This is a genomic window from Maribacter antarcticus DSM 21422 (assembly GCF_000621125.1).
Classification (GTDB): domain Bacteria; phylum Bacteroidota; class Bacteroidia; order Flavobacteriales; family Flavobacteriaceae; genus Maribacter; species Maribacter antarcticus.
Map to the genome: position 1 here is coordinate 215088 of NZ_JHZC01000007.1, position 22231 is coordinate 237318.

The 22231-nt window shown below is 38.5% G+C and carries 21 protein-coding genes; 13 read left to right on the forward strand and 8 right to left on the reverse strand.

Annotated elements, in window-relative coordinates; translation table 11 throughout:
* The first annotated feature begins 114 nt into the window (after positions 1-114).
* The 6 genes from Q360_RS0107820 to Q360_RS25710 are packed head-to-tail and all read left to right on the forward strand — an operon-like array spanning position 115 to position 5213.
* Positions 115-1572, forward strand: a complete 1458-nt coding sequence (locus Q360_RS0107820) for a lipopolysaccharide biosynthesis protein (protein ID WP_027076594.1) — start codon at positions 115-117, stop codon at positions 1570-1572.
* Positions 1573-2007, forward strand: coding sequence for a dUTP diphosphatase (dut, locus tag Q360_RS0107825; RefSeq protein WP_027076595.1), 435 nt, complete (start codon positions 1573-1575; stop codon positions 2005-2007).
* A 38-nt stretch (positions 2008-2045) separates the two neighbouring features.
* A complete protein-coding gene (locus tag Q360_RS0107830) occupies positions 2046-2987 on the forward strand; it encodes a tetratricopeptide repeat protein (protein ID WP_027076596.1) in 942 nt (313 codons plus the stop codon).
* A 2-nt stretch (positions 2988-2989) separates the two neighbouring features.
* Positions 2990-3775, forward strand: coding sequence for a DUF4292 domain-containing protein (locus Q360_RS0107835; protein ID WP_036195421.1), 786 nt, complete (start codon positions 2990-2992; stop codon positions 3773-3775).
* Position 3776: 1 nt separating this feature from the next.
* Positions 3777-5012, forward strand: a complete 1236-nt coding sequence (locus Q360_RS0107840) for a murein hydrolase activator EnvC family protein (RefSeq protein ID WP_027076598.1) — start codon at positions 3777-3779, stop codon at positions 5010-5012.
* Positions 5013-5021: 9 nt separating this feature from the next.
* Positions 5022-5213, forward strand: coding sequence for a hypothetical protein (locus Q360_RS25710; protein ID WP_156950051.1), 192 nt, complete (start codon positions 5022-5024; stop codon positions 5211-5213).
* A gap of 624 nt (positions 5214-5837) precedes the next feature.
* Here the strand turns inward: Q360_RS25710 and Q360_RS0107845 are convergent.
* Together Q360_RS0107845 and Q360_RS0107850 are read right to left on the reverse strand one after the other, a co-directional pair.
* Positions 5838-6353: an acyl-CoA thioesterase gene (locus tag Q360_RS0107845; RefSeq protein ID WP_027076599.1), complete on the reverse strand. Its 516-nt coding sequence runs from the start codon at positions 6351-6353 to the stop codon at positions 5838-5840.
* Positions 6354-6508: 155 nt separating this feature from the next.
* On the reverse strand, positions 6509-7468 hold the full coding sequence (locus tag Q360_RS0107850; protein WP_027076600.1) for an HU domain-containing protein: 960 nt from the start codon (positions 7466-7468) through the stop codon (positions 6509-6511).
* 87 nt (positions 7469-7555) lie between these two features.
* Here Q360_RS0107850 and dprA point away from each other — a divergent pair, with 87 nt between their 5' ends.
* Positions 7556-8677 carry a DNA-processing protein DprA gene (dprA, locus tag Q360_RS0107855; protein ID WP_245603216.1) on the forward strand — a complete coding sequence of 374 codons (1122 nt, stop codon included), beginning with the start codon at positions 7556-7558 and terminating at the stop codon, positions 8675-8677.
* A 370-nt stretch (positions 8678-9047) separates the two neighbouring features.
* Here dprA and Q360_RS0107860 read toward each other — a convergent pair whose 3' ends face one another.
* Positions 9048-9311 (reverse strand): hypothetical protein, encoded by a 264-nt coding sequence (locus Q360_RS0107860; RefSeq protein WP_027076602.1) that lies wholly within the window; start codon positions 9309-9311, stop codon positions 9048-9050.
* A 535-nt stretch (positions 9312-9846) separates the two neighbouring features.
* On the opposite strand from Q360_RS0107860, the gene Q360_RS0107865 reads away from it, so the two are divergent.
* Positions 9847-10605 carry an FKBP-type peptidyl-prolyl cis-trans isomerase gene (locus Q360_RS0107865; RefSeq protein ID WP_084273393.1) on the forward strand — a complete coding sequence of 253 codons (759 nt, stop codon included), beginning with the start codon at positions 9847-9849 and terminating at the stop codon, positions 10603-10605.
* Positions 10606-10611: 6 nt separating this feature from the next.
* Here Q360_RS0107865 and trpS read toward each other — a convergent pair whose 3' ends face one another.
* Positions 10612-11580 (reverse strand): tryptophan--tRNA ligase, encoded by a 969-nt coding sequence (trpS, locus tag Q360_RS0107870; protein ID WP_027076604.1) that lies wholly within the window; start codon positions 11578-11580, stop codon positions 10612-10614.
* A gap of 71 nt (positions 11581-11651) precedes the next feature.
* On the opposite strand from trpS, the gene Q360_RS0107875 reads away from it, so the two are divergent.
* A complete protein-coding gene (locus Q360_RS0107875; protein WP_027076605.1) occupies positions 11652-12398 on the forward strand; it encodes a lysophospholipid acyltransferase family protein in 747 nt (248 codons plus the stop codon).
* On the opposite strand, the gene Q360_RS24595 is transcribed toward Q360_RS0107875, so the two are convergent.
* The 4 genes from Q360_RS24595 to recA form a co-directional block, all read right to left on the reverse strand.
* A complete protein-coding gene (locus Q360_RS24595; protein ID WP_051554629.1) occupies positions 12388-13992 on the reverse strand; it encodes an outer membrane beta-barrel protein in 1605 nt (534 codons plus the stop codon). The two genes, Q360_RS0107875 and Q360_RS24595, sit on opposite strands and share 11 nt — an antisense overlap.
* Before the next feature lie 36 nt (positions 13993-14028).
* Complete coding sequence (locus tag Q360_RS0107885) at positions 14029-14592, reverse strand: RNA polymerase sigma factor (protein ID WP_027076606.1); 564 nt, start codon at positions 14590-14592, stop codon at positions 14029-14031.
* Between the two features lie 23 nt (positions 14593-14615).
* Positions 14616-15035 (reverse strand): hypothetical protein, encoded by a 420-nt coding sequence (locus Q360_RS0107890; RefSeq protein ID WP_245603217.1) that lies wholly within the window; start codon positions 15033-15035, stop codon positions 14616-14618.
* A gap of 84 nt (positions 15036-15119) precedes the next feature.
* Complete coding sequence (recA, locus tag Q360_RS0107895) at positions 15120-16127, reverse strand: recombinase RecA (RefSeq protein ID WP_027076608.1); 1008 nt, start codon at positions 16125-16127, stop codon at positions 15120-15122.
* 617 nt (positions 16128-16744) lie between these two features.
* Here recA and trhO point away from each other — a divergent pair.
* The 4 genes from trhO to Q360_RS0107915 all read left to right on the forward strand — a co-directional run bounded on the left by trhO (position 16745) and on the right by Q360_RS0107915 (position 22207).
* The gene (trhO, locus tag Q360_RS0107900; RefSeq protein ID WP_027076609.1) at positions 16745-17776 is read left to right on the forward strand and encodes an oxygen-dependent tRNA uridine(34) hydroxylase TrhO; all 1032 of its coding nucleotides are present in this window, start codon (positions 16745-16747) and stop codon (positions 17774-17776) included.
* A 346-nt stretch (positions 17777-18122) separates the two neighbouring features.
* Positions 18123-19382: a PSP1 domain-containing protein gene (locus Q360_RS22755; protein ID WP_084273394.1), complete on the forward strand. Its 1260-nt coding sequence runs from the start codon at positions 18123-18125 to the stop codon at positions 19380-19382.
* Entirely contained in the window at positions 19375-19860 is a 486-nt protein-coding gene (locus tag Q360_RS0107910; RefSeq protein ID WP_027076610.1) for a gliding motility lipoprotein GldH, read from the forward strand. The genes Q360_RS22755 and Q360_RS0107910 overlap by 8 nt, the downstream gene beginning before the upstream one ends.
* A 4-nt stretch (positions 19861-19864) precedes the next feature.
* Entirely contained in the window at positions 19865-22207 is a 2343-nt protein-coding gene (locus tag Q360_RS0107915; protein WP_027076611.1) for a penicillin-binding protein 1A, read from the forward strand.
* Positions 22208-22231: the final 24 nt, after the last annotated feature.

Below are 22231 nucleotides of genomic sequence, written 5' to 3' on the forward strand. Positions count from 1 at the left end.
GATAGTGAAAAATTGGATAAAAGAAAAGTGTCCGTTCATTCATAACAGTATCCCTAAAAGTAACTTTGTTTACAGGGTCTAAATAGGTACTTTTAAGGCTTCAATACAATTTGTTTGAATCCACTTAAAAAACTTTTTCAACAAACGGCTATTTATGGGCTGGCAACCGTGTTGCCAAGGATGCTCAATGTCATATTAGTGCCTATTTATACAGCGGTAATGCTTCCTGGGTCTTATGGAGAAGTTATAGTGATATTTGCCTATTTCGCTATTTTTAATGTATTCTTGGCCTACGGAATGGAGACTACTTTCTTTCGGTTCTATAAGGAAGCGGACCAGCGAAAGAAAGTAGTAACAACGTCCTTACTTTCCATTCTAGCTACTACCTTATCCTTTCTGATTATAGGATTTATTTTTAAGGGAGCGTTGTCCGAACTACTGGAGATTAAACCAAAGTATATGAGTTATGTATTTGGCATCCTTACTTTAGATGCGTTGGTAATCATACCTTTTGCTTGGTTACGGGCTAATGAAAAGCCTATGCGCTACGCTATGGTTAAAATAGCCAACGTGGTAATGAATCTGGGGCTAACGGTTTTCTTTTTGATTCTTTTACCCGACCTAGTTTCGCCAGAAGGAACAGGAGTGTTCAGCGCGTTGTATATCGAAGATTTTGAAATTTCATACATACTAATAGCTAATCTCATAGCAAGTGGCATTACGTTTTTATTGATGCTCAGGGTATATATGAGACGCCCATATGTATTCGATGCTGGTCTTTGGAAAAAAATGATGCGTTATGCTATGCCCATTCTAATAGCAGGTGCAGCTTTTACAGTAAATGAAGTTTTGGATAAGATTCTGTTGGAACGCTTACTACCTGATGACATTGCCAGCGCGGAAGTAGGTAAATATGGAGCCTGTATTAAACTGGCTGTTTTTATGACCTTATTTACTACTGCATTTAGAATGGGGATAGAACCCTTTTTCTTTAGTCACTCAGAGACCAAGAACCCTCAAAAAGCCTATGCGCAGATTACGAATTATTTTGTAGTACTGGGGAGTATTATTTTATTGGTAGTAGTGGTGTTTGCAGATGTATTAAAAGAACTTTTTGTCAGAAATGAAGCGTATTGGGATGCCATGCCTGCGGTGCCCATTATTTTACTGGCCAGTTTTTTCTTGGGGATCTATAATAACCTGTCTGTATGGTACAAGGTTACCGACCGTACAAAGTTTGGGGCGTATATTTCAATGATTGGAGCAGTGCTTACCATCATCATCAACTTTGCCCTGATACAGTATTTTAGCTATATGGCTTCGGCTGTCGCAACATTAGTAGCTTATGGCACTATGATGTTGCTTTCTTTTTATTTTGGCCGTATGTATTATCCTATTCCGTATAATTTTAGAAAAATTGGTTTTTATTTAGGAGTATCAATCCTTTTTTCAATCCTGTCGTTTTATATTTTTGATAGGAATTTGATAATCGGCGGCATACTACTGGTCATATTTCTTGGACTGGTTTATAAATTGGAAGCTGATAACCTTAAAAAAGTTTTTTTAAAATAGATGAAAATCAATATAATAAATAAATCGGCACACGAATTGCCGCATTACGAAACAGGAGCATCTGCAGGGATGGATTTACGTGCCAACATATCCGAACCTGTTACGTTGGCGCCCCTTGCAAGAACGATAATTAAAACAGGCCTTTTCATGGAGCTTCCAGTGGGTTACGAGGCACAAGTGCGGCCTAGAAGCGGACTGGCGGCAAAAAAAGGGATTACAGTATTGAACGCGCCAGGTACTATTGATGCAGATTATAGAGGTGAAGTAGGGGTTATTTTGGTAAATCTTTCCAATGAAGCATTTGTAATTGAAAATGGGGAACGTATTGCACAAATGGTCATTGCAAAGCACGAGCGTGCAGAGTGGGAGCATGTTGAACTATTATCTGATACCGTTAGGGGTGAAGGTGGTTTTGGAAGTACAGGGGTTAAGTAAAGTACCCTAACCCCAAATGGGGAAATTGATGTGTAGGTATGAAAGTTGGACATTTCCTTTTACTGTTGCTTTTTGGAATATTATGTGTTCCATTGCATAGCTATACCCAAGAAGCACCCGAAATTCAGGTAGAAGAAAGTGCCGAGGTCTTTCTAGAAGAATATTCTGACGAATTTCAAGAAAATTTCTTTGAAGGACTCAAACAAAAGGGTATTCAGAACTACGATAGGGCCATTAATTTTTTATTGGAATGCAAACGCCTACAGCCCGATAATGAGGCCGTAAGCCATGAGTTGGCCAGAGTCTATTTTTTGGATAAGGATTATGTAAAATCAAAGGGCTATGCTATAGCGGCAGTTTCAGCGGTTCCAGAAAATTATTGGTATCTGAATACCTTAATGACAACTATAAAAAAGCAAGGAAACGATATTGCTTCGGTAACCAATGATATTCCAATGGAGAATAGCAGCATACAGGAAAACTTAGCACGTATATACTATAATCTGGAGAAGTATGAAGAAGCTTTAGCCTTGTTTCAATCTTTTAAAAAATCCAAAAAGGCCATGGTGTTGGAACAGAACATAAAGGACGCGTTAGCAAAAAAGACAAAAAATACCAAAAGCATATCGGTCACCACAGCGGTTGTAAATAGCGATAAACGTGATTTAGAAAGTTATAAGGCAAGAATACGCGGTCTATTTATGACGCCGTCCGATAATTCTATATTGTTGCAGGTTTCTGAAGAGGCGCTGGGAAATTACCCCGCACAGCCTTATTTTTATTATGCCAATGGTTATGCTTTGAGTAAGAAGGGGAAGCATAAAGAAGCCATTGAAATTTTGGAAATAGCCCTCGATTATATGGTCAGTGATATTTCTCTAGCGAATAAGATTTATACAGAACTCTCCACAGCATACAACGCAATATCCAACCCTTCTAAGGCAAATATGTACCTTCGTAAGGTAAAACCCGGATTTTAATTATGGCAAGTAGTTTAACTCAGTATCTAAGGGGATGCGCTTATGGGGTTTTAACCCTATTGGTATTCTCTTGTAAAGGCACCAAAGTACTAAGCAATGGCAGCATAGATGAACGTCTATCTGCAAAAACAATCATTAAGGCCCATTACCAGAACAAAACCAATTTTAAGACGCTAAGAGGAAAGGTGAAAATTGACTATTCCAATGGCGAGGATGGCCAAAGCTTTACGGTTAGCCTGCGGATGGAAAAGGATAAAGGTATTTGGATGAGCGCCCCTTTGGGAATTGTAAAGGCCTATATTACCCCAGACAGGGTTTCTTTTTATAACAAATTACAAAACGATTATTTTGATGGAAATTTTTCATACCTCAGTCAACTTTTAGGCACGGAGGTAGATTTTAATAGTGTACAAAATCTGCTCTTAGGGGAGGCTATCTTCGATTTAAAAAAGGATAAATACGGTATCAGTATAACAGATAATAATTACAGACTTACCCCTAAAACTGCGAGAGAACTATTTAAAGTGCTATTTCAAATAGAGCCCAACAACTTTAAAATGGCTACACAACAAGTTTCCCAACCCATAAAAGGAAGGCTTCTTCAAATCAACTATAAAAACTATCAAAGCGTTGGCCCAACAGTGTGGCCAAATGTAATTTCTATCAGTGCGATAGATGGGACTATAGAAAATGCGATAACTTTGGAGTATAGGAATTTAGAATTGAACCAGAAGCTTAATTTTCCTTATGCTATTCCAAAGGGGTACAAAGAAATCGTGCTAGAATAATATGGGTCTTAAAACAGGGTTACGATTGTGTTTTATATTATTTATGACCTTTACGGTTCAGACTGCCTGTGGCCAGACTACGGAACAAAAAGCACTTGAGGAAAAGCGCGAAAAACTACAGCAAGAAATAAGAGATATTAACCGCTTGCTCTTTGCCGAAAAGAAGGAAAAAGGAAATGTGTTGGATCAAATGGAGGCACTGGATAAAAAAATTACCGTGCGCCAAGAGTTGATTCGGGTCACCAATCAACAATCCAATTTGCTCAACCGGCAAATAAATACGAATATCAGGAATATAGGAAAGCTAAAAAATGAACTCGGACAAGTAAAGGATGAGTACGCCACCATGGTACAAAAATCCTATCAGAACAAATCCAAACAGAATAGATTGATGTTTTTGTTATCCTCTGAGAGTTTTTTCCAAGCGTTTAAAAGACTTCAATACATGAAGCAGTATACGGACTACAGAAGGGAGCAGGGAGAAAAAATCGTTGTAAAAACGGACGATTTATCCCGTTTAAATAGTGATTTGAACGAAGAGCGGAAAGTTAAAGAAGTTTTATTGGCACAAAACCGAAAAGCTAAAGACGCCCTATTTGGTGAAATCCAAGATCAGAAAGCTTTGTTAGGAACTATACGCAAGAACGAGGGTAAGTACTCCAGTGCCATAGATAATAAGAAGCGGGAGGCTAAGAAGATAGATCGGGAGATACAAAAACTGATACGTAATGCCATTGCCGCATCTAACAAAAAAACAGGTATAAAAACCACTAAAAGTTCTAGTAGTGAGTTCCTGTTAACGCCAGAGGCAACGCTGATAGCCAATAATTTTTCGGCCAATAAGGGTAAGCTCATTTGGCCTGTAGAAAAGGGGATAAAAAGTCAGGGTTTTGGTATTTATAAAGACCCTATTTATCCTGGTATCAAGCACGAGAGTAATGGGGTGATTATCGCTACGGATTCCGGTGCCAAAGCGAGGGCAATTTTTGAAGGCGAGGTTATTGCGATTCTTTCTGTCCCTGGCGGAAAAAGAGGGGTGCAGATAAAGCACGGTAATTTTATCAGCACGTATTATAATTTAGATCAGCTCTTTGTTAAAAAAGGAGATAAAGTAGCTATCAAGGAAGAATTAGGAACGGTCTATACCAATGCTTCCAGCGGTCAGACCCGATTAAAGTTTTATCTGTATCAGAACACATTAAAATTAAACCCGGAAGAATGGGTGTATCAATTATAAGACAGTGTTATGCAAACACCTGTAATAACAAATATAAAAGGAGGGTCTACACGTCACAAGGGAGTGTATGTGCACTATTTGGTCCTTTTCACCTATCTCCAATACAACCACAATAAGGCTGCAGAAGCTATTAAAGACGCTTTTAACGTTGGTTATAGGTATACAGATGCTTGTTTGTGTATAAGAATTAAAATGGAATAGGCATAGGTATTAAAGGAAGCCATGTCCCAAGGGAAGCGGTTTTTATAGTTTCCAAAGTTTGGAATGCAGACCAAGGATATGATGCTGCCTTACGGTCGTTTTAGGATAGTTTGTAACGTTTGTAATTAGATTGCCTAGATTTGTTTCATTGGCCAGTAAAAGGTAAATACAATGAAACTTAGCAGGCTTTGGAACAGTTGTACACAGAAAAAAAGTGAGGGCAATAGGCGTAAGCGATTTTTTTCAATAACATTTGGAGGATGTAACGACCGACGCCAAAATAGTACCTATGGTAAATTAGACGAAATTCCATCCCCACTTGGTTCCGCAGTCTCTGCTAGATTTCTGTAAGGAAAATACCTTTAGTATGAAGCTTTGTCTACGTTCATGGGAGGTAAGGTGTTTGCCTCAGATTGGTTAAGAAATACGATAAATCAATTACCTAGGTCTTCCTCTGCTCGAACCTTCAAAAAGGGGAGGGAACTATCCTTAAATCGGCACCTAGTCGCCGCATCTCTTCCAATACCGATATTTTGATTTTGAATTAATTACTGCTGATGTCACTTATTTGGCTAGTTTAAGTCAAAATGAGTGCACAGCCACCCATCCCGTCCATTTTTATGTTTAAGAACCCATAAACAAAGCCTTCAGCTCCGTAGCCTCATCTGGTTTCATTTTGCCTGCAAGAACTAAACTGAGCTGTTTTCTTCGTAAGGCTCCTGCAAAGCGTTCTTTTTCCAAATCAGTTTCTGGGGATAACTGCGGTACTTCGGTAGGCTTTCCTGTCTCATCCACGGCTACAAAAGTATAAATAGCTTCGTTTGCTTTTGTTCTTTCACCACTAAAACGATCTTCCATCCACACATCGATATAGACTTCCATAGAAGTTTTGAATGCACGCGAAACTGCCGCCTCAACGGTAACAACACTACCTACAGGAACTGCTCTGTTAAAAGCAACATGGTTTACAGAAGCCGTAACTGTAATGCGCCTACTATGCCTTCTTGCTGCGATACTCGCCGCTCGATCCATACGTGCTAAAAGCTCGCCTCCAAATAAGTTGTTTAAAGGGTTTGTTTCACTGGGGAGCACCATATCTGTCATGGTAGTTCTAGATGCTGAGGGTGATTTTGATTCCATCAAAAAAATAGTTTTTGCAAAGGTACGGGGCTAAAAAAGGATAGAATACAGAATTAGAGTTAATTTGGAGAAATTGCCTTAACACAAAAAATTAATTTACGATAGCATTTAGTCTCGGTAGAATACCAAGGTACTCTTCAGGGGGTAGGAGTCTCCTATTTTTCAGAAAGCAACCACGCATCGGAAGATTCGCTTCGCTTAATCGCTCTTAAAGCTTCTAGTGCCTCTTGGGGATTATTACTGCGATCATAGGTAACCATATGCAGGCCATACGCATTGGCGCCATAATAAGCAGCATTGTAGCCTTTGTTTTGCAAGCTTACTATTTTTCTATCCGCATTGGCTTTTACTCTAAAGGCACCGGCAACAATATGGTGTTTTGCAGTAGTAATTGTTTTTTCTCGTATGGAAATAGCGTCAACCTTAACGGTAGGAAGTTCTAAGGGGGAGGTATTAAAAAAAGTAGCCTCTTGTATTTGTTTGGTTACTTGGTTTTGGGCGTCTTGTCGAACAACTTCCTCGTTTAGCAGGCCATTATGGTAAAAACGATATCCTGTAAGTCCGGTTGAAAGAGCTAGGAGAAGAATCGCGGCATATTTTAAATAAGGCCTAAAAGAAATGCTTTCGCGCTGCTCCGGACTAATCATAAATGGTATTTTCTCTTCAATAGCGACTATCTCTTCCTTTAAAACTTCCCGAATTACCGGTATAGCGTTAAAAGGTGCCAAACCAAAGGAGGAAGTAAGGTAATTGACTTCCAAAGAAGGTTGAAACTGAATTTTACCTTCGGCATTGGTCCATAATAAACCAATGTGTTGTAGGTCTAACTTTTCTTCAGTGGCCAATTGTGTTTTCCATTGCTTGGCTATCTCCTCTATACCAGACAGGACCGTTTCAAACGAAGTTTTTTCAGCTTCTGCAATGTGAGAAACTAAAAGTCCGTCGTTGGAAGTCAACTGTTGGTTAAAACCAATAGCTTTGGTTGGAGCAAAGAAAGTATTGGTGTTATCATTGATTCGCGCCGAGGTCTTTTGTGTAAGGAAAGCCCCAAATGTTGGGACAGCCACACAGTTATACCTGTAAAGCAATTCGCCGATATAGTGTTCTAGTACCATAGACAACAAATATCAAAAAAATAAGGGGCATAAAAACCCTTGCCCTAACTTTTTATTAACATTAATATTTGTGGTATTTTGCAGATCATGATGAAACAATTCCAACATACTACGGATGAGCTGATTGCAATCTTAAGATTGCAACACGTGCCTAATATTGGAGATGTAATAGCAAAACGACTTATTACGCACTTTGGTAGTCCATCTGATATTTTTGAAGCCAAACGGAGTCATTTATTACAGATTGATGGTATTGGCACGCATACCATTAGATATTTGTTCGATGCTGAACATTTGGAGGCTGCCGAAATGGAGTGTCTGTTTATAACTTCTAATGATGTGGAGTGGACCTACTTTCAAGACGCAGACTTTCCACACTACCTAAAACACTGTATCGATAGTCCCATCTTGCTTTTTAAAAAAGGAAAGATAGATTTAGAAGGACGAAAGCTCATTAGCGTTGTCGGTACTCGGAAAGTTACAAGTTATGGTACCGCATTTTGTGAACGGTTTATTGCGGATATTGCTCCCTTGAACCCAATTATAGTAAGTGGTTTTGCGTATGGAGTAGATATTTGCATACAACGGGAGGCTATAAAACACGGATTACAGACAATAGGCTGTTTGGCACATGGTTTAAACCAGATATATCCTAAGATACATGCCAAATACCAGGCTGATGTTTGCGCTAACGGAGGATTCTTTACGGAATTCTGGAGTACGAGTAGTCCGGAACGAGAGAACTTTCTAAAAAGAAACCGCATTATTGCGGGTATGAGCGAAGCTACTTTGGTTGTAGAATCGGCTGAAAAAGGAGGAAGCTTGGTTACTGCCGATATTGCCAATAGTTACAACAGAGATGTTTTTGCTGTTCCAGGGCGCACGTCTGATACATATAGTTTGGGTTGTAATAACCTTATAAAACAGCAAAAAGCCCATATGCTCACTTCTGCAGCTGATTTGATTTATCTGTTGGATTGGGATTTGGAAGAAATGGAAACGAAGTCCGTACAAAAACAGTTATTTGTAGATTTGGATGAAACGGAACAAATCATTTACACCTACTTACAGCAAAATGGCAAACAATTATTGGACAGCGTTGCCCTCTCTTGTAAGATTCCCATTTTTAAGGCCTCTTCTACCTTATTGACTATGGAAATGAAAGGTGTGGTCCGGCCTTTACCAGGAAAATTATTCGAGGCTATTTAGAAAATTTACCGACTACTCGGTCTAAAACTTACTTTTTCTAATCTAACAAATTATGATATCGTGCAGTTTATCGGGTTTTTGATTTTGGATGACGCTCTATTTAGTCCGTGTCTTATGGGTGGATTTTTCTTAAACCGACCAATTGGTTTATTCTATTTGATACTAATACAAGTTTGTAACTGTTGGCCGCAACATTAAGCATGTATAACAAAAGCCATGTACATCTTATCCCAAAATCCTAAAGGAGATTTCATTAATGATTTTAGCCTCTGTTTTTTAATCTTGCAGATTTTGCCTAGTGAATAAGCTATTTTTAGGCTACCGAGAACAGGTGGCAAAAAATTAATACTATTAAAATCACCATAGATAGTTAGCTGCCAAGATAAATTGAAAAACCAGTTGAAAAATTAATGATCTGATTTACAGTTTGTAAATCAGGTATGTTATTCACACGGCCCTTAAATATAAAAGAAGACCAATTTAAAATTACATCGAAAGTGACCTTATTGCTTAAAGATATTACAATTCCAGCACCACCACCAAATTGAACGATGTTACTCTTAAATAAATTATCGGTAAAATTACTTTCAGTTTTTATAATGCCAATGCCACCAGTAGCTTCCAAAAAAGGCAAAACTTTTCCAGTTTTAAAATATTATCCCCAAAAATTTTGATAAACAATACGGTTAGACTTGTTTTCAAATTCACTTATTCCATTAAATGAATCCTCGTAAGTGGTAGATGTAAGATTTGAATATTGGATATTTGCTCCAACTACAAGGTTGTTTACAATAAAGAAACCAACTGCGGGAGAAATTGAGAAATTAAAGCTTTTGAATCTGTCTTCTTCAAAATCATCAGATGTTACTTTTTCACTATTGCGACCAATGGATATTGCGCCATCGAGCTTAAATAAAAGTTGTCTTTTTCAGTTTGTGCTAAAGAAGAATCAAAAAATTTAACGGAAGTAGTAATTTGGTTATGCTATTCATTTTTTCTGTTTGTGTTAGACTTTTTGAATCTGAAAGAAAAGCTTTAATCCTTATGAGGTTTTAGATATAAGCGATTACTAGGGTTTCTTATTTGAGAACTAGTTGAATATAAAATAAGGAAGGATAAATAGTTATTTTCAGATTTTAGTTATTTTCGCATTCCATAAAAACAAATAAATGCAGAAGTCGATTGTTGTTCTAGTAGTATTTCTTTTTGGTTTAATCAGTTTTGGCCAGAAAAAAAGGGACTTGATTAAAGAAGTAACACAGTTAAAAGTACAAGCTGTCGAAATGCAGTCCCAATTGGATGTAATAGCGAAAGCCAAGGAATTGAACCTACAGGATAGCCTACAAAGGTTTAGCTATGCCTTTGGCACAAGTATTGGGCGCAACCTAAAGACCGTAGGTTTTGATTCGCTATCCTATCATGCCTTCTCCATAGCCTTACAAGATGTTATTAAGGGCGAAGAAAAAATCTCATTTAAAGAGGCGCAAAAACTTATTCAGAACACAATTCAAGGAAAACAAGAGGCATTAGCCGAAGAACAAAGTGCGGAAGGCGAACGTTTCTTGGATGAGAATGGAAAAAGACCCGAAATAGTTACTACCGAAAGCGGTCTACAGTATGAAATTATAAATAAAAGCGATGGTGCCATTCCTCTAGCAACGGACAAGGTAAAAGTGCATTACACAGGAACACTCATTGAAGGAAGGGTATTTGACAGTTCCATAGAGCGAGGCGAACCAACTAGTTTTGGAGTTTCTCAGGTTATTAGTGGCTGGACAGAAGCTTTGTTACTAATGCCGGTCGGTTCTAAATGGAAGGTATTTATACCCCAAGATTTGGCCTATGGACCAAGAGGTGCTGGCGGCGGTGAAATTCCCCCTTATGCCGCATTGATTTTTGAAATGGAATTATTAGCCATCGAAAAATAATGGGTATTAATACCCTAGCTTCTCTCTAACGCGTTCCAAAACCCCATCGGCTACTTTCCTAGCTTTTTCGGCACCTAAACCTAAAGCTTCGTCTATTTCGTTTAAATGGTTCATGTAGTATTCAAACTTTTCACGTGGTTCTTCAAATTTGTTTTCGATAACCTCGTATAAAGCTTGTTTGGCATGTCCATAACCATAATTTCCGGCCAAGTAGTTGGCGCTCATGTCCTCTATCTGTGGCTGTGACGCCAATATTTTATAAAGTGCAAATACGTTGTCCGTACTTGGGTCTTTTGGTGCTTCCATAGGCGTACTATCGGTTTGTATGCCCATGATCTGTTTCCGGAGTTTTTTATCGCTCTGAAAAAGATTTATAAGATTTCCTTTGCTCTTGCTCATTTTAGCCCCATCTGTTCCGGGAATGTACATGGTGTCTTCTTGTACTTTTCCGTCAGGTAATACAAAGGTATCGCCCAATTGTGCATGGAAACGGGAAGCTACATCACGGGTCATTTCTATATGTTGCATTTGGTCTTTTCCTACGGGTACAATGTTAGCATCGTACAGTAGAATATCCGCTGCCATGAGCATAGGATAGGTAAAGAGCCCTGCATTGATATCTTCCAAACGATCAGATTTATCTTTAAAGGAGTGTGCCAACGTAAGGCGTTGGTAGGGAAAAAAGCAGCTGAGGTACCAAGATAGTTCTGTTACTTGAGGAACATCACTTTGTCTGTAGAAAACTGTTTTCTCTACATCTAGTCCAAAGGCCAGCCATGTAGCGGCGGTAGCATAGGTGTTATTTCTAAGTTCAGTCCCATCTTTTATTTGGGTAAGGGAATGCATATCTGCAATAAACAGAAAGGACTCGTTTTTTGGGTTTTGCGCCATTTCTATGGCGGGGATAATTGCACCTAGGATGTTTCCTAAATGTGGAGTTCCTGTGCTTTGGATACCGGTTAATATTCTAGCCATTTGCTTTTATGATAAGAAAGCAAAGGTAAAACAAATCAAAAAATAAGAGCCGAAATACCTATTTTTGATTCATGCTCAAAATGATTAGGCGTATTGGCCATGTATTGTACCGTGTTTGGTTTTATATTATGGTGGCCTTACCCATACTCCTTTTTTTCCCATTGCTGTTGTTATTTGCTTCCAAGCAGACATGGTATCCTCAATTTTTTTGGATGGCACGTAATATATGGGCCAAACCTATTCTGTATGGTATGGGCTGTCCTCCAAAAGTGGTGTATGAGCAACATTTGGTTAAAGGGGAGAGCTACATGTTAGTCGCCAATCATACCAGTATGTTGGATATTATGTTAATGCTCTATGTGAGTAAAAATCCTTTTGTATTTGTAGGTAAAAAGGAATTAGTCAAAATACCCTTATTTGGTTTTTTCTATAAAAGGGTTTGTATTTTGGTAGATAGGGAAGACACCCGCAGTAGAACGGCGGTTTATCGTAGGGCACAAAAAAGACTCAATCAAGGGTTAAGTATTTGTATTTTTCCGGAAGGAGGCGTGCCAGAAGAACATATTTTACTGGATAAATTTAAGGACGGTGCTTTTAGAATGGCAATCAGTCATAACATAGCGGTAGTACCTATAACATTTTACGACAACAAAAAGAGGTTTTCTTTTACGTTCTTCAGTGGAGGACCAGGAATTAGTCGCGCCATAGTCCATGAGTTTCTTGAAACGGGGATTTTAGCCCAAGACGATACATCAACCTTACGGGAAGAGGTAAGAGACGTAATTCTATCCGATTTAAGCACTAGTATTAAAACTTAAAGCTAAGTCCGCTGTAAACACCCAAGGCATAAGGGTTAAATGTTCCATTTGTTTCCGAAAAGGTATTTAGCTGATATTTGAATACAGGTTCAATGTTCAATTGAATATTCTGTGAAAATTTATAGTTAACACCAAGCCCAAAATTTGCACTGAAATTAAGGTCGTTTAAATTATTTGCATCGCCCATTTCTGTAATAAGGTCTCCAGAAGTTAGTGCCACGGAGTTGTCTACCAAAAACAAGGAACTTACTCCACCGATAACATTTAGCCCAAACTTCTTGTCTATAAGTGCGTAATTTAATTCTACCGGAATTTCTAAATAACCCATTTGCTGTGTCATGACACCTTCTTTTTCTACACTTTGAGCAGAAACGTCTAATGAATTAGTGGGAGCCTGTTCAAGAGCGCTTCCACCTGGTTTGCTGGAAATAACTAAATTTTTAGAGGTTACCCGATAGTTTATGTTATCTATTTGTCCGTTAGTAGAGGCTACAGGAGAGGATGAAAAGGCGATATCATTAGTGTCATAACCATAGTCTACTTTATGAATTCCTGAGCGAACTGTAAGTTTAGGACTTATTTCGTATCCTACGGATAACCCATAACTCATATTAATGTTGCCCGATTTAGAATTTGGCACAAAGATAGAGTGCACGGAAGAACCTTCGCCTATAGCATTAAAGTATACAGGTGCTACACTGGGCCCGGCCGACCATTTTTTAGTAGATGCTTTTGCAACAGCGTCTTCTTCTTTCATTTCTATTTCGTCGAAAATAGATTTCTTATTACCCGTATTTAGGCTGTCTTTTTTATGTTCAGCTTCATTTGCTGCTACTTGGTATTCTTTACTCGTAGCATTTAATTTTTCTACCGCATCCGAATCTATTGACCCGTTTGTAGTTGATTTTTTCTGTGCTATTTCAGTATTGTTGATAGCAATCGCTGTTTCCCTGTTACCGGCTATTTTTTCTACCACATCCAAATGTTGCGCAGCATTTGTTTCCTTAGTTGTTTGTTGATGCGATTCTTGTGATTCAGCAATAGCATCCTCGGTTTTCAGTTTATTGATATCCTGATATGCTTTGTTTTTTAGTTTGTTGCTATTTTGGTCCCCTATGTTTTGAGTTTGTACCATAGCCTCTTTTTCTTTAGACCAATCGCTACCAGTTACGTCCTTCTTTTGCTGGTTTGCATCTTGCGCATTTTTAAAAGAATTATTTTGACTATCGTCATTATTTACGACCTGTACTTCGGTTTCTTCTAAAATGAATTTGGTTTTATTATCTGTGGTCACTTCAATGGCTTCTTCGTTATTTTGGTCTATTTTTAATACTCTAGAAGCATCGTTTGAATCTGTAATAGGGTCTGTGTTATTCTGCTCTGTAGTGCTGCTTTTATTGAAGGGATTAAAAATAAGGAACCCTACCAACAAGGCTGCGGCAATACTACCAAGAGACCACCATAAGGGCAGAACTCGTTTCCTTTTCTTTTTGTCCAGCGAAGCTTCAATAGAAGCCCAAACGCTATCGTTGGGAGCTTCCTTGAAATCTGAGAGGGTATCTCGGAACAGTTCGTCTAATTTTTTTTTGTTCATCTTTTTAAGACTTATTTTTATAGCGATTCCTAAGAATCAAAAACAATTTCCAACCAAAACGGCTATGCCTATAATGGTCTGGAGAACTTTCGTTTCTATTTTTTCTTTTAAAAGTATTCGTGCACGCGCAAGATTCGACTTCGACGTCCCTGCCGTTGTCCCTAATAACTCACCAATTTCCTTGTGTGTATGGCCGTCCAAAACATAAAGGTTAAATGTGGTTCTGTACTTGTTCGGAAGTTCTTTAATATACCCCAAAAGGGTCTGCAAAGAGATATCGTTGTCTTGCGTATCTATCGTTACCTCTTCTTCTTTGTTTTCGTTTACAACAGATAAATGCTTTTCTTTCCTGTATTTTTGTAGCACAGTATTAACAGTTATACGTTTCAACCAACCTTCAAAAGATCCTTTAGAAGAAAACTGACCTATTTTTTCATAAATGGTCATAAAACTATCATGCAGACTGTCCTCTGCTTCTGTCTTATTTCTTGAATATTTAACGCATATTCCGTAGAGTACACCAGAATAGGTGCGGTACAGATGCTCCTGCGCCCTACGGTCACCCTTTTTACAATGTAGTATGAGTTCCTCTTGACTCACTAAAAATGGTCGGTTTTTGTGTTTTAGTTTACAGGTACAATTACCTCCAGATATTCATTTTCACCCGCACTATTTTCGCTTTGATAAAATTTAAAGGTGTAAGGCTGGTCATGAATAACGGTAAAATTGAAAGAAGCTTGCGCTTCAATTGTTTCTTCCCTGCAGCCTACTTGATCTGTTCTCACTGAACCAATGGCAACCACGTTTCTTATAGCGGTGTCCTCTTGGGTTACTTCAAATCCATCAAAAAGGGCGCAGTTGTTGGGTAATGTGTAATCTACTACAACCTCATAGGTTTCATTCAGTTCAAATGACTCTGGCAGGTTTGCCGCATTTATCTTAAGGGCGGTAAAATGAAAATTGGGACTATCATCATCTAGTGAGCAACTCCATAGCAACACACCTGCACAAAACAGCAGGAATATTAATTTTTTCCTCATCATAGCACTTTGTTTTTAGTTATAAGATGAAAATAGTTCGTAAGGGTTGCGTAAAAGAGTAAAAAATGAGTGAATAATAGTTCTTGTTTAAGAGTTTACAGCCTTTATGGCCTCACGTATTTTACCATCTAGTTCTTCAAATAGTTCTGGATTATCATTCAGTAGTGATTTTACTGCATCCCTGCCCTGTCCTAGTTTGGTGTCCCCGTAGCTAAACCAGGAACCAGCTTTTTTCACGATTTCATATTCGACCCCAAGGTCAACGATTTCGCCTACTTTCGATATTCCTACACCATACATAATATCAAATTCCGTAGTACGAAAAGGTGGAGCTACTTTGTTTTTCACAACCTTAACTCGCGTCTTATTTCCCTGTACATTGCCATCCGTATCTTTTATCTGTGTAGACCTTCTTATATCTAGCCTTACAGAAGCATAAAATTTAAGTGCGTTACCACCGGTCGTCGTTTCGGGATTACCGAACATAACACCAATTTTTTCACGTAACTGATTAATGAAAATAACAGTACAACCAGTCTTACTTATCGAACCCGTAAGTTTTCTTAAGGCTTGTGACATTAACCGTGCGTGTAATCCCATTTTAGAATCACCCATTTCACCTTCAATTTCACTTTTAGGTGTTAACGCGGCAACAGAATCAATTACAACAATGTCGATAGCCCCTGAGCGTATTAGGTTATCTGCAATTTCTAAGCCTTGCTCTCCGTTATCAGGTTGAGATATGATAAGATTATCGATATCTACTCCTAATTTTTCAGCATAAAAACGGTCAAAGGCATGTTCCGCATCAATAAATGCTGCAATACCTCCATTTTTTTGCGCCTCTGCAATCGCATGCAAGGTTAATGTGGTTTTACCTGATGATTCTGGGCCGTAAATTTCTACTACTCTCCCGCGAGGGTAACCACCTACGCCCAAAGCAACATCAAGTCCCAATGAACCCGAAGGAATCACCTCTACGTCAGCAACAACACTATCTCCTAATTTCATGACAGCACCCTTTCCATAGGTTTTGTCCATTTTATCAAGGGTAAGTTTAAGGGCTTTTAATTTTGCTTCTTTCTCGGAACTCATAGTCTGTTTTTTTAGTATATTGAATACCTATTGGTATAAAGTATTGGAGCTTTGTTCAATTCTCCATCAAGGCGCATAAATTTTGTCTTTATTGTTATCTGATATGGCCTAATCACATATAAATCTTATGAAATGCTAAATTAGCATTTCTTTTTTTTAAATGATTGTTGTGAGGTCAAATTTGTTACAATTATAAAGATGCCCATAATCGTAGTAGTTCAGAAATAAAAACCCTTTAGTACCCCATTTTGGATACTGTTCAAAGATAGTTTTAATACCTAAATGGAACATTACCCGTTGTTGTTCACCATTCTGTTTATTGTAAAAATAATAAACAATTATACGCAACCATTCAAGAACATGGGCATCTTAACAGTAATATTGGTTAATATGGTTGGTTCTGTTGTTTAAACAACAGATATTTTGGTGGCTATCTCCTTTTAAGTATGTGGAAGTATTGCTATGAAGAGGAAAAAATGGAATAGTCAGTAAAGAGTCTTGGGAAACCGAGACTCTTTTTAGGTTATAGCATATGGTGAGTCATAGCACCGGTATCTAATTTCAATTAGTAGTACCTTTACACTTGTAATAATTCTTTAACTTGAAATTGGTATAGCATGCAACTGTACAATACATTAAGTGCAAAGGAGAGAGCTGCTTTGATTGAAGAAGCAGGTAAAGAACGGTTAACAATCTCTTTCTACCAGTACGCACACATAGTAAACACCTCCATTTTTAGAAATCATTTATTCATCCATTGGGATGCCCTAGAAGTTTTGGGACGTATTTACGTGGCGCATGAGGGTATAAATGCACAGCTATCTGTTCCTGCTGAGAATTTTGAAGCGTTTAAGGCGCATTTGGATAGTATCTCTTTTTTGAAAGGAGTACGACTTAACATTGCGGTTGAACAGGATAATATGTCTTTTTTAAAATTGAAGGTAAAAGTGCGGCATAAAATTGTTGCCGATGGCCTTAATGACGCCTCCTTTGATGTCACCAATAAAGGGGTTCACGCAAATGCAATGGAGTTCAATGCACTTATCGAAGATCCGGATACGGTTTTAGTGGATATGCGAAACCATTACGAAAGTGAAATAGGACACTTTGAAAATGCGATTACGCCAGATGTAGATACATTTCGCGATTCTTTGGATATTATAGAAAAAGATTTAGCAGACCATAAAGAGGATAAAAAATTGGTGATGTACTGTACTGGAGGCATACGATGCGAAAAAGCCAGCGCATATTACAAACATAAAGGCTTTAAACAAGTATATCAATTAGAAGGTGGAATTATAGAGTATGCCAAACAGGTAGAAAGCCAGAAATTAGAGAATAAGTTCAAAGGCAAAAATTTTGTTTTTGATAGCCGCCTAGGAGAACGAATTTCAGACGATGTCATAGCCAGTTGCCACCAGTGCGGACAACCGTGTGATGAGCATGTGAATTGCGTTAATGATGCTTGCCATTTGCTATTTATACAATGTGAGGTCTGTTCTGAGAAAATGAACTATTGTTGTTCAGATAATTGTAAGGAGGTACATGAATTGACATTTGAAGAGCAGAAGGCATTAAGAAGAGGTAAAACGGTAAGCAATAAGATATTCAAGAAAGGCCGTTCCGAGGTGTTGAAGTTTAAGAAGTAGTGTTTTGCTACACACTACTTCGAATATATTTTTTTTATTGTCTTCAAGAGGAGGAACTTAAGAAGATTTGGTTACTTAGAGCTAGTAAGATTAATCTGTACTTTCGCTGAGGTTTAAACAGATTGCCTAGGACACTCAGGACCTTCCTAAAAACGTTTATGGAAATAGTAGTAAAAGTAGCGCTAGGTTTGCGCTGGGTATGTCATTGCACTTTATAAAACTATAGGCTGCCCAAGATCTTCCTTTTCCTTCACATCAAAAAAATAGTATCTTTACCGTTAAGATTTAGTTTTTTACGAACCTTAATCCAAAAAACAACTTGTTTTTTGGAGTCAATATATATAATATGGGGTGTAGCAGTTGTTCTACCGGTAAGGATGGACAACCTAAGGGATGCAAGAATAATGGCACTTGCGGTACGGATGGTTGCAATAAATTAACAGTTTTTGATTGGCTTTCAAATATGGCGCTTCCCAACGGGGAAAAGCGTTTTGATTTTGTAGAGGTCCGATTTAAGAATAGCAGAAAGGAATTTTTCCAAAACACAGAAAATCTATCACTTTCTATTGGCGATATCGTTGCTACACAAGCAACTTCGGGTCATGATATTGGTATGGTTACCTTGACCGGAGAATTGGTTCGGGTTCAGATGAAGCGTAAAAAGGAAGATTTTACAAAGGAAGATTTTCCTAAAGTCTACAGAAAGGCCTCCCAAAAAGACATTGATATTTGGCAGAAATGTAGGGATAGAGAAGATGAAATTAAAAAACGCTCTCGGGAAATTGCCATTATTTTACAGCTTCAAATGAAGATTTCTGATGTGGAGTTTCAAGGAGATGGTTCGAAGGCTACATTCTATTATACTGCAGAAGACCGTGTAGACTTTAGACAATTAATCAAGGATATGGCCAAGGCCTTTGGTATTCGAATAGAAATGCGTCAAATCGGTTACAGGCAAGAGGCTCAGCGTTTAGGCGGTATTGGTTCTTGTGGTAGAGAACTTTGTTGTTCCACATGGCTTACGGATTTTAGATCGGTAAGCACCTCTGCGGCTCGGTACCAACAACTGTCGCTCAATCCTCAAAAATTGGCTGGGCAATGTGGAAAACTCAAGTGTTGTTTGAACTATGAATTAGATGTTTATTTAGATGCCTTAAAAGATTTTCCATCGCAGGAAACCAAGCTTTTTACCGAAAAAGGGCTCGCTTTTTGTCAAAAAACAGATATTTTCAAAGAACAACTATGGTTCTCTTACAAAGATGTGCCTGCCAACTGGCATGTACTTTCCAAAGATCAGGTCAATGAGATTTTAGAGAAAAATAGAAATAAGGAAAAAGTGGCAAGTCTAGAAGCCTATGCGGTAGATAATATTATCGAAGAAAAAGTAGTGTTCGAAAATGTTGTTGGTCAGGATAGTCTTACACGTTTTGACAAGCCTAAGGGCAGTAAATACAGCCGAAACAGAAACAAAGGTAAACGCACTACCAATGCCAAGAATAGCAACGCTAATCCTAGCAATAGTAACAACAAGAGCAACAACGGCAATAGCAACAATAATAGTAGAGGAAATAGCAACAATAGAAAAGGAAAGCCAAATAATGCGTAAGCTCAGTTGTCTTGTTATGCTTGGTGTTATGGTAATTTCTTGTAATACCAATATAGTCCGTTCCGAGTACAAAAGCGTGAATGGCTCAGTTTGGAATAAGGATGATGTTAAGGAATTTGCTTTTTCTGAAATGGATTCCCTCCAAGAATACCAGATTTTTATTAATGTAAGGAACGACCAAAACTTTCGGTTCAGCAATCTTTTTTTAATAGCCGCTCTCAATACTCCTGAAGGGGAAGTAGTACAAGACACCCTAGAATATGTAATGGCCTTGCCAGATGGCACTTGGTTGGGAAAGGGCGGTGGTAGTCTTAAAGAGAATAAATTATGGTACAAGGAAAACATCGTTTTTCCTACTTCTGGCGTATATACCTTAAAGCTCTCACATGCAATGCGTAAAAATGGCAACGTATCCGGTGTTATTGGATTGGAAGGCATTACGGATGTGGGTATAGAAATAATAGAAACTAACCCCTAGTTTAATGGCGAAAACGGTTAAAAAGAAGGAACCTCTTGGGTTTTTTAAATACATCAAATGGTTTTGGATACTTTTTGTTTCCGGTATTGCGTTCTTTGCATTGCTTTTTTTATCCGCTTCCTGGGGCTTATTCGGTGATTTACCACCCTATGAGTATCTAGAAAATCCACAGACCAATTTGGCATCGCAAATAGTATCCTCTGATGGAAAGCTTTTAGGAAAATTTTATTTGGACGATAACAGAACCGATGTAACCTACGAAGACCTGCCAGAAAACTTAGTTAATACCCTTATCGCAAGTGAGGATATTCGTTTTAGGGACCATTCAGGCATAGATGCTCGGGGAACTCTTAGAGCGGCATTCTACTTAGGAAAGCGAGGAGGAGCAAGTACTATTACCCAGCAGTTGGCACGCCAACTCTTTGTGGGTGTAAGATCTAGGAATAAGTTGGAGACCATTCAACAAAAACTAAAGGAATGGGTCCTGGCTGCTCGTTTGGAACGCAGCTACACCAAGGAAGAAATCATAAGTATGTATTTGAATATCTATGATTTTGGTAATAACGCTGACGGTATCCGCTCTGCATCCCGAATTTATTTTGGTAAAGAACCAAAGGACCTAAAAGTTGAAGAATCTGCTATGTTGGTGGGTATGCTTCAAAATTCATCGCTTTTTAACCCGTTACGACGAGAAGAGATTACGCTGAATAAACGAAATATAGTATTGGGACAGTTGGCGCGGTACGAATACATTACTGAGAACGAAAAAGATTCGTTACAGGCCTTAAAGATGGATATTAACTTTAATCCGGAAAGCCACCGGGAAGGCTTGGCTACTTATTTTAGAATGTACCTTCAACGTTTTATGAGAGGTTGGATAAATAAGAACCCTAAACCGGCAATGGCAGGGGAACGTGATCGTTATAATTTGTACCTAGACGGATTAAAAATATACACTACGATTGATTCTAGAATGCAGCAGAATGCTGAAGAGTCTGTTTCCCAACACATGGAACGACTGCAAGCTGAATTTTTTCGTCAGAATACACCAGATAAAAATCCCACAGCACCATTTTTAGACCTCACCACAGAGGAAACGGACAGAATTATGGAAAGAGCCATTAAATCTTCGGAGCGGTGGCGAAAAATGAAAGATGTAGGGAAATCTGAAAACGAAATTCGAGAGTCATTTACCAAAAGGACAGAAATGACGGTTTTTGACTGGAAAAGTGATACCAGAGAAAAAGACACGATACTTACTCCAATGGATTCCATCCGGTATTATAAAACCTTCTTAAGGGCATCAATGATGTCCATGGAACCACAATCCGGCCACGTAAAAGCATGGGTTGGGGGTGTCGATTATAAGCATTTTCAGTATGACAACGTGATACAGGGCGCACGGCAAGCTGGTTCTACTTTTAAACCTTTTGTCTATGCCGCAGCGATAGACCAATTGCGATTATCACCATGCGAAACGTTTCCAGATACGCAGTACTGTATCGAGGCAGGTAAACATGGTAATATGGAGCCCTGGTGTCCTAGGAATTCCGATTCCAAGTATTCTGGAAGGGACATGACTTTGAAATATGCGCTGGCAAACTCTGTAAATACAGTTACGGCGCAGCTTATAGATAAGGTTGGGCCAAAATCAGTCGTATCTATTGTAAAGAACTTGGGCTTTACCGGCGACATCTTAGCGGTGCCTGCCATAGCCTTAGGAACAGAGGAAGTAAGCGTATATGAAATGGTAGGAGCTTATGGTGCTTTTGCCAACCAAGGTGTGTATGTAAAACCGGTAATGGTCACCCGTATAGAGGATAAGAACGGCACCGTGCTTTATGAATATGTACCAGAGACTAAAGATGTACTTAGTAAAGAAGTTTCCTATACCATGGTAGACCTAATGAAGGGGGTAACCGAAGGAGGTTCTGGAACGCGTTTACGCCATAACTATAATAAAGATAATTCAGTATATAAGAAAGTGATTACAGGCTATCCGTATGGGCTTACGAATCCTATCGCAGGTAAAACGGGTACTACCCAAAACAATAGTGATGGTTGGTTTATGGGAATGGTGCCTAATTTGGTTACTGGTGTTTGGGTAGGCGGTGAAGAACGTGCTACGCACTTTAAAAGTATTACGTACGGCCAAGGCGCAACCATGGCTTTGCCTATATGGGGCTTGTATATGAAAAAGAACTACGCTAATGAGGAGCTAGCTATCTCCACAGCGGATTTTGAAAAACCTGAGGATATGTCTATAGAAATTGATTGCGATAAATTTAGTGAAAACCAAAGGCAAGATACTGATATAGAGGAGGATTTGGAGGATTTGGATTTTTAGGATTGATGAAGTGAAAGCTACGTA

Bases quoted from the DNA above. Each gene is read 5' to 3' on its own strand.
- dut (WP_027076595.1), top strand. From the start codon at position 1,573: ATGAAAATCAATATAATAAATAAATCGGCACACGAATTGCCGCATTAC.
- Q360_RS0107830 (WP_027076596.1), top strand. From the start codon at position 2,046: ATGAAAGTTGGACATTTCCTTTTACTGTTGCTTTTTGGAATATTATGT.
- Q360_RS0107835 (WP_036195421.1), top strand. From the start codon at position 2,990: ATGGCAAGTAGTTTAACTCAGTATCTAAGGGGATGCGCTTATGGGGTT.
- Q360_RS0107840 (WP_027076598.1), top strand. From the start codon at position 3,777: ATGGGTCTTAAAACAGGGTTACGATTGTGTTTTATATTATTTATGACC.
- Q360_RS25710 (WP_156950051.1), top strand. From the start codon at position 5,022: ATGCAAACACCTGTAATAACAAATATAAAAGGAGGGTCTACACGTCAC.
- Q360_RS0107845 (WP_027076599.1), bottom strand. From the start codon at position 6,353: ATGGAATCAAAATCACCCTCAGCATCTAGAACTACCATGACAGATATG.
- Q360_RS0107850 (WP_027076600.1), bottom strand. From the start codon at position 7,468: ATGGTACTAGAACACTATATCGGCGAATTGCTTTACAGGTATAACTGT.
- dprA (WP_245603216.1), top strand. From the start codon at position 7,556: ATGATGAAACAATTCCAACATACTACGGATGAGCTGATTGCAATCTTA.
- Q360_RS0107865 (WP_084273393.1), top strand. From the start codon at position 9,847: ATGCAGAAGTCGATTGTTGTTCTAGTAGTATTTCTTTTTGGTTTAATC.
- trpS (WP_027076604.1), bottom strand. From the start codon at position 11,580: ATGGCTAGAATATTAACCGGTATCCAAAGCACAGGAACTCCACATTTA.
- Q360_RS0107875 (WP_027076605.1), top strand. From the start codon at position 11,652: ATGCTCAAAATGATTAGGCGTATTGGCCATGTATTGTACCGTGTTTGG.
- Q360_RS24595 (WP_051554629.1), bottom strand. From the start codon at position 13,992: ATGAACAAAAAAAAATTAGACGAACTGTTCCGAGATACCCTCTCAGAT.
- Q360_RS0107890 (WP_245603217.1), bottom strand. From the start codon at position 15,035: ATGATGAGGAAAAAATTAATATTCCTGCTGTTTTGTGCAGGTGTGTTG.
- recA (WP_027076608.1), bottom strand. From the start codon at position 16,127: ATGAGTTCCGAGAAAGAAGCAAAATTAAAAGCCCTTAAACTTACCCTT.
- trhO (WP_027076609.1), top strand. From the start codon at position 16,745: ATGCAACTGTACAATACATTAAGTGCAAAGGAGAGAGCTGCTTTGATT.
- Q360_RS22755 (WP_084273394.1), top strand. From the start codon at position 18,123: ATGGGGTGTAGCAGTTGTTCTACCGGTAAGGATGGACAACCTAAGGGA.
- Q360_RS0107910 (WP_027076610.1), top strand. From the start codon at position 19,375: ATGCGTAAGCTCAGTTGTCTTGTTATGCTTGGTGTTATGGTAATTTCT.
- Q360_RS0107915 (WP_027076611.1), top strand. From the start codon at position 19,865: ATGGCGAAAACGGTTAAAAAGAAGGAACCTCTTGGGTTTTTTAAATAC.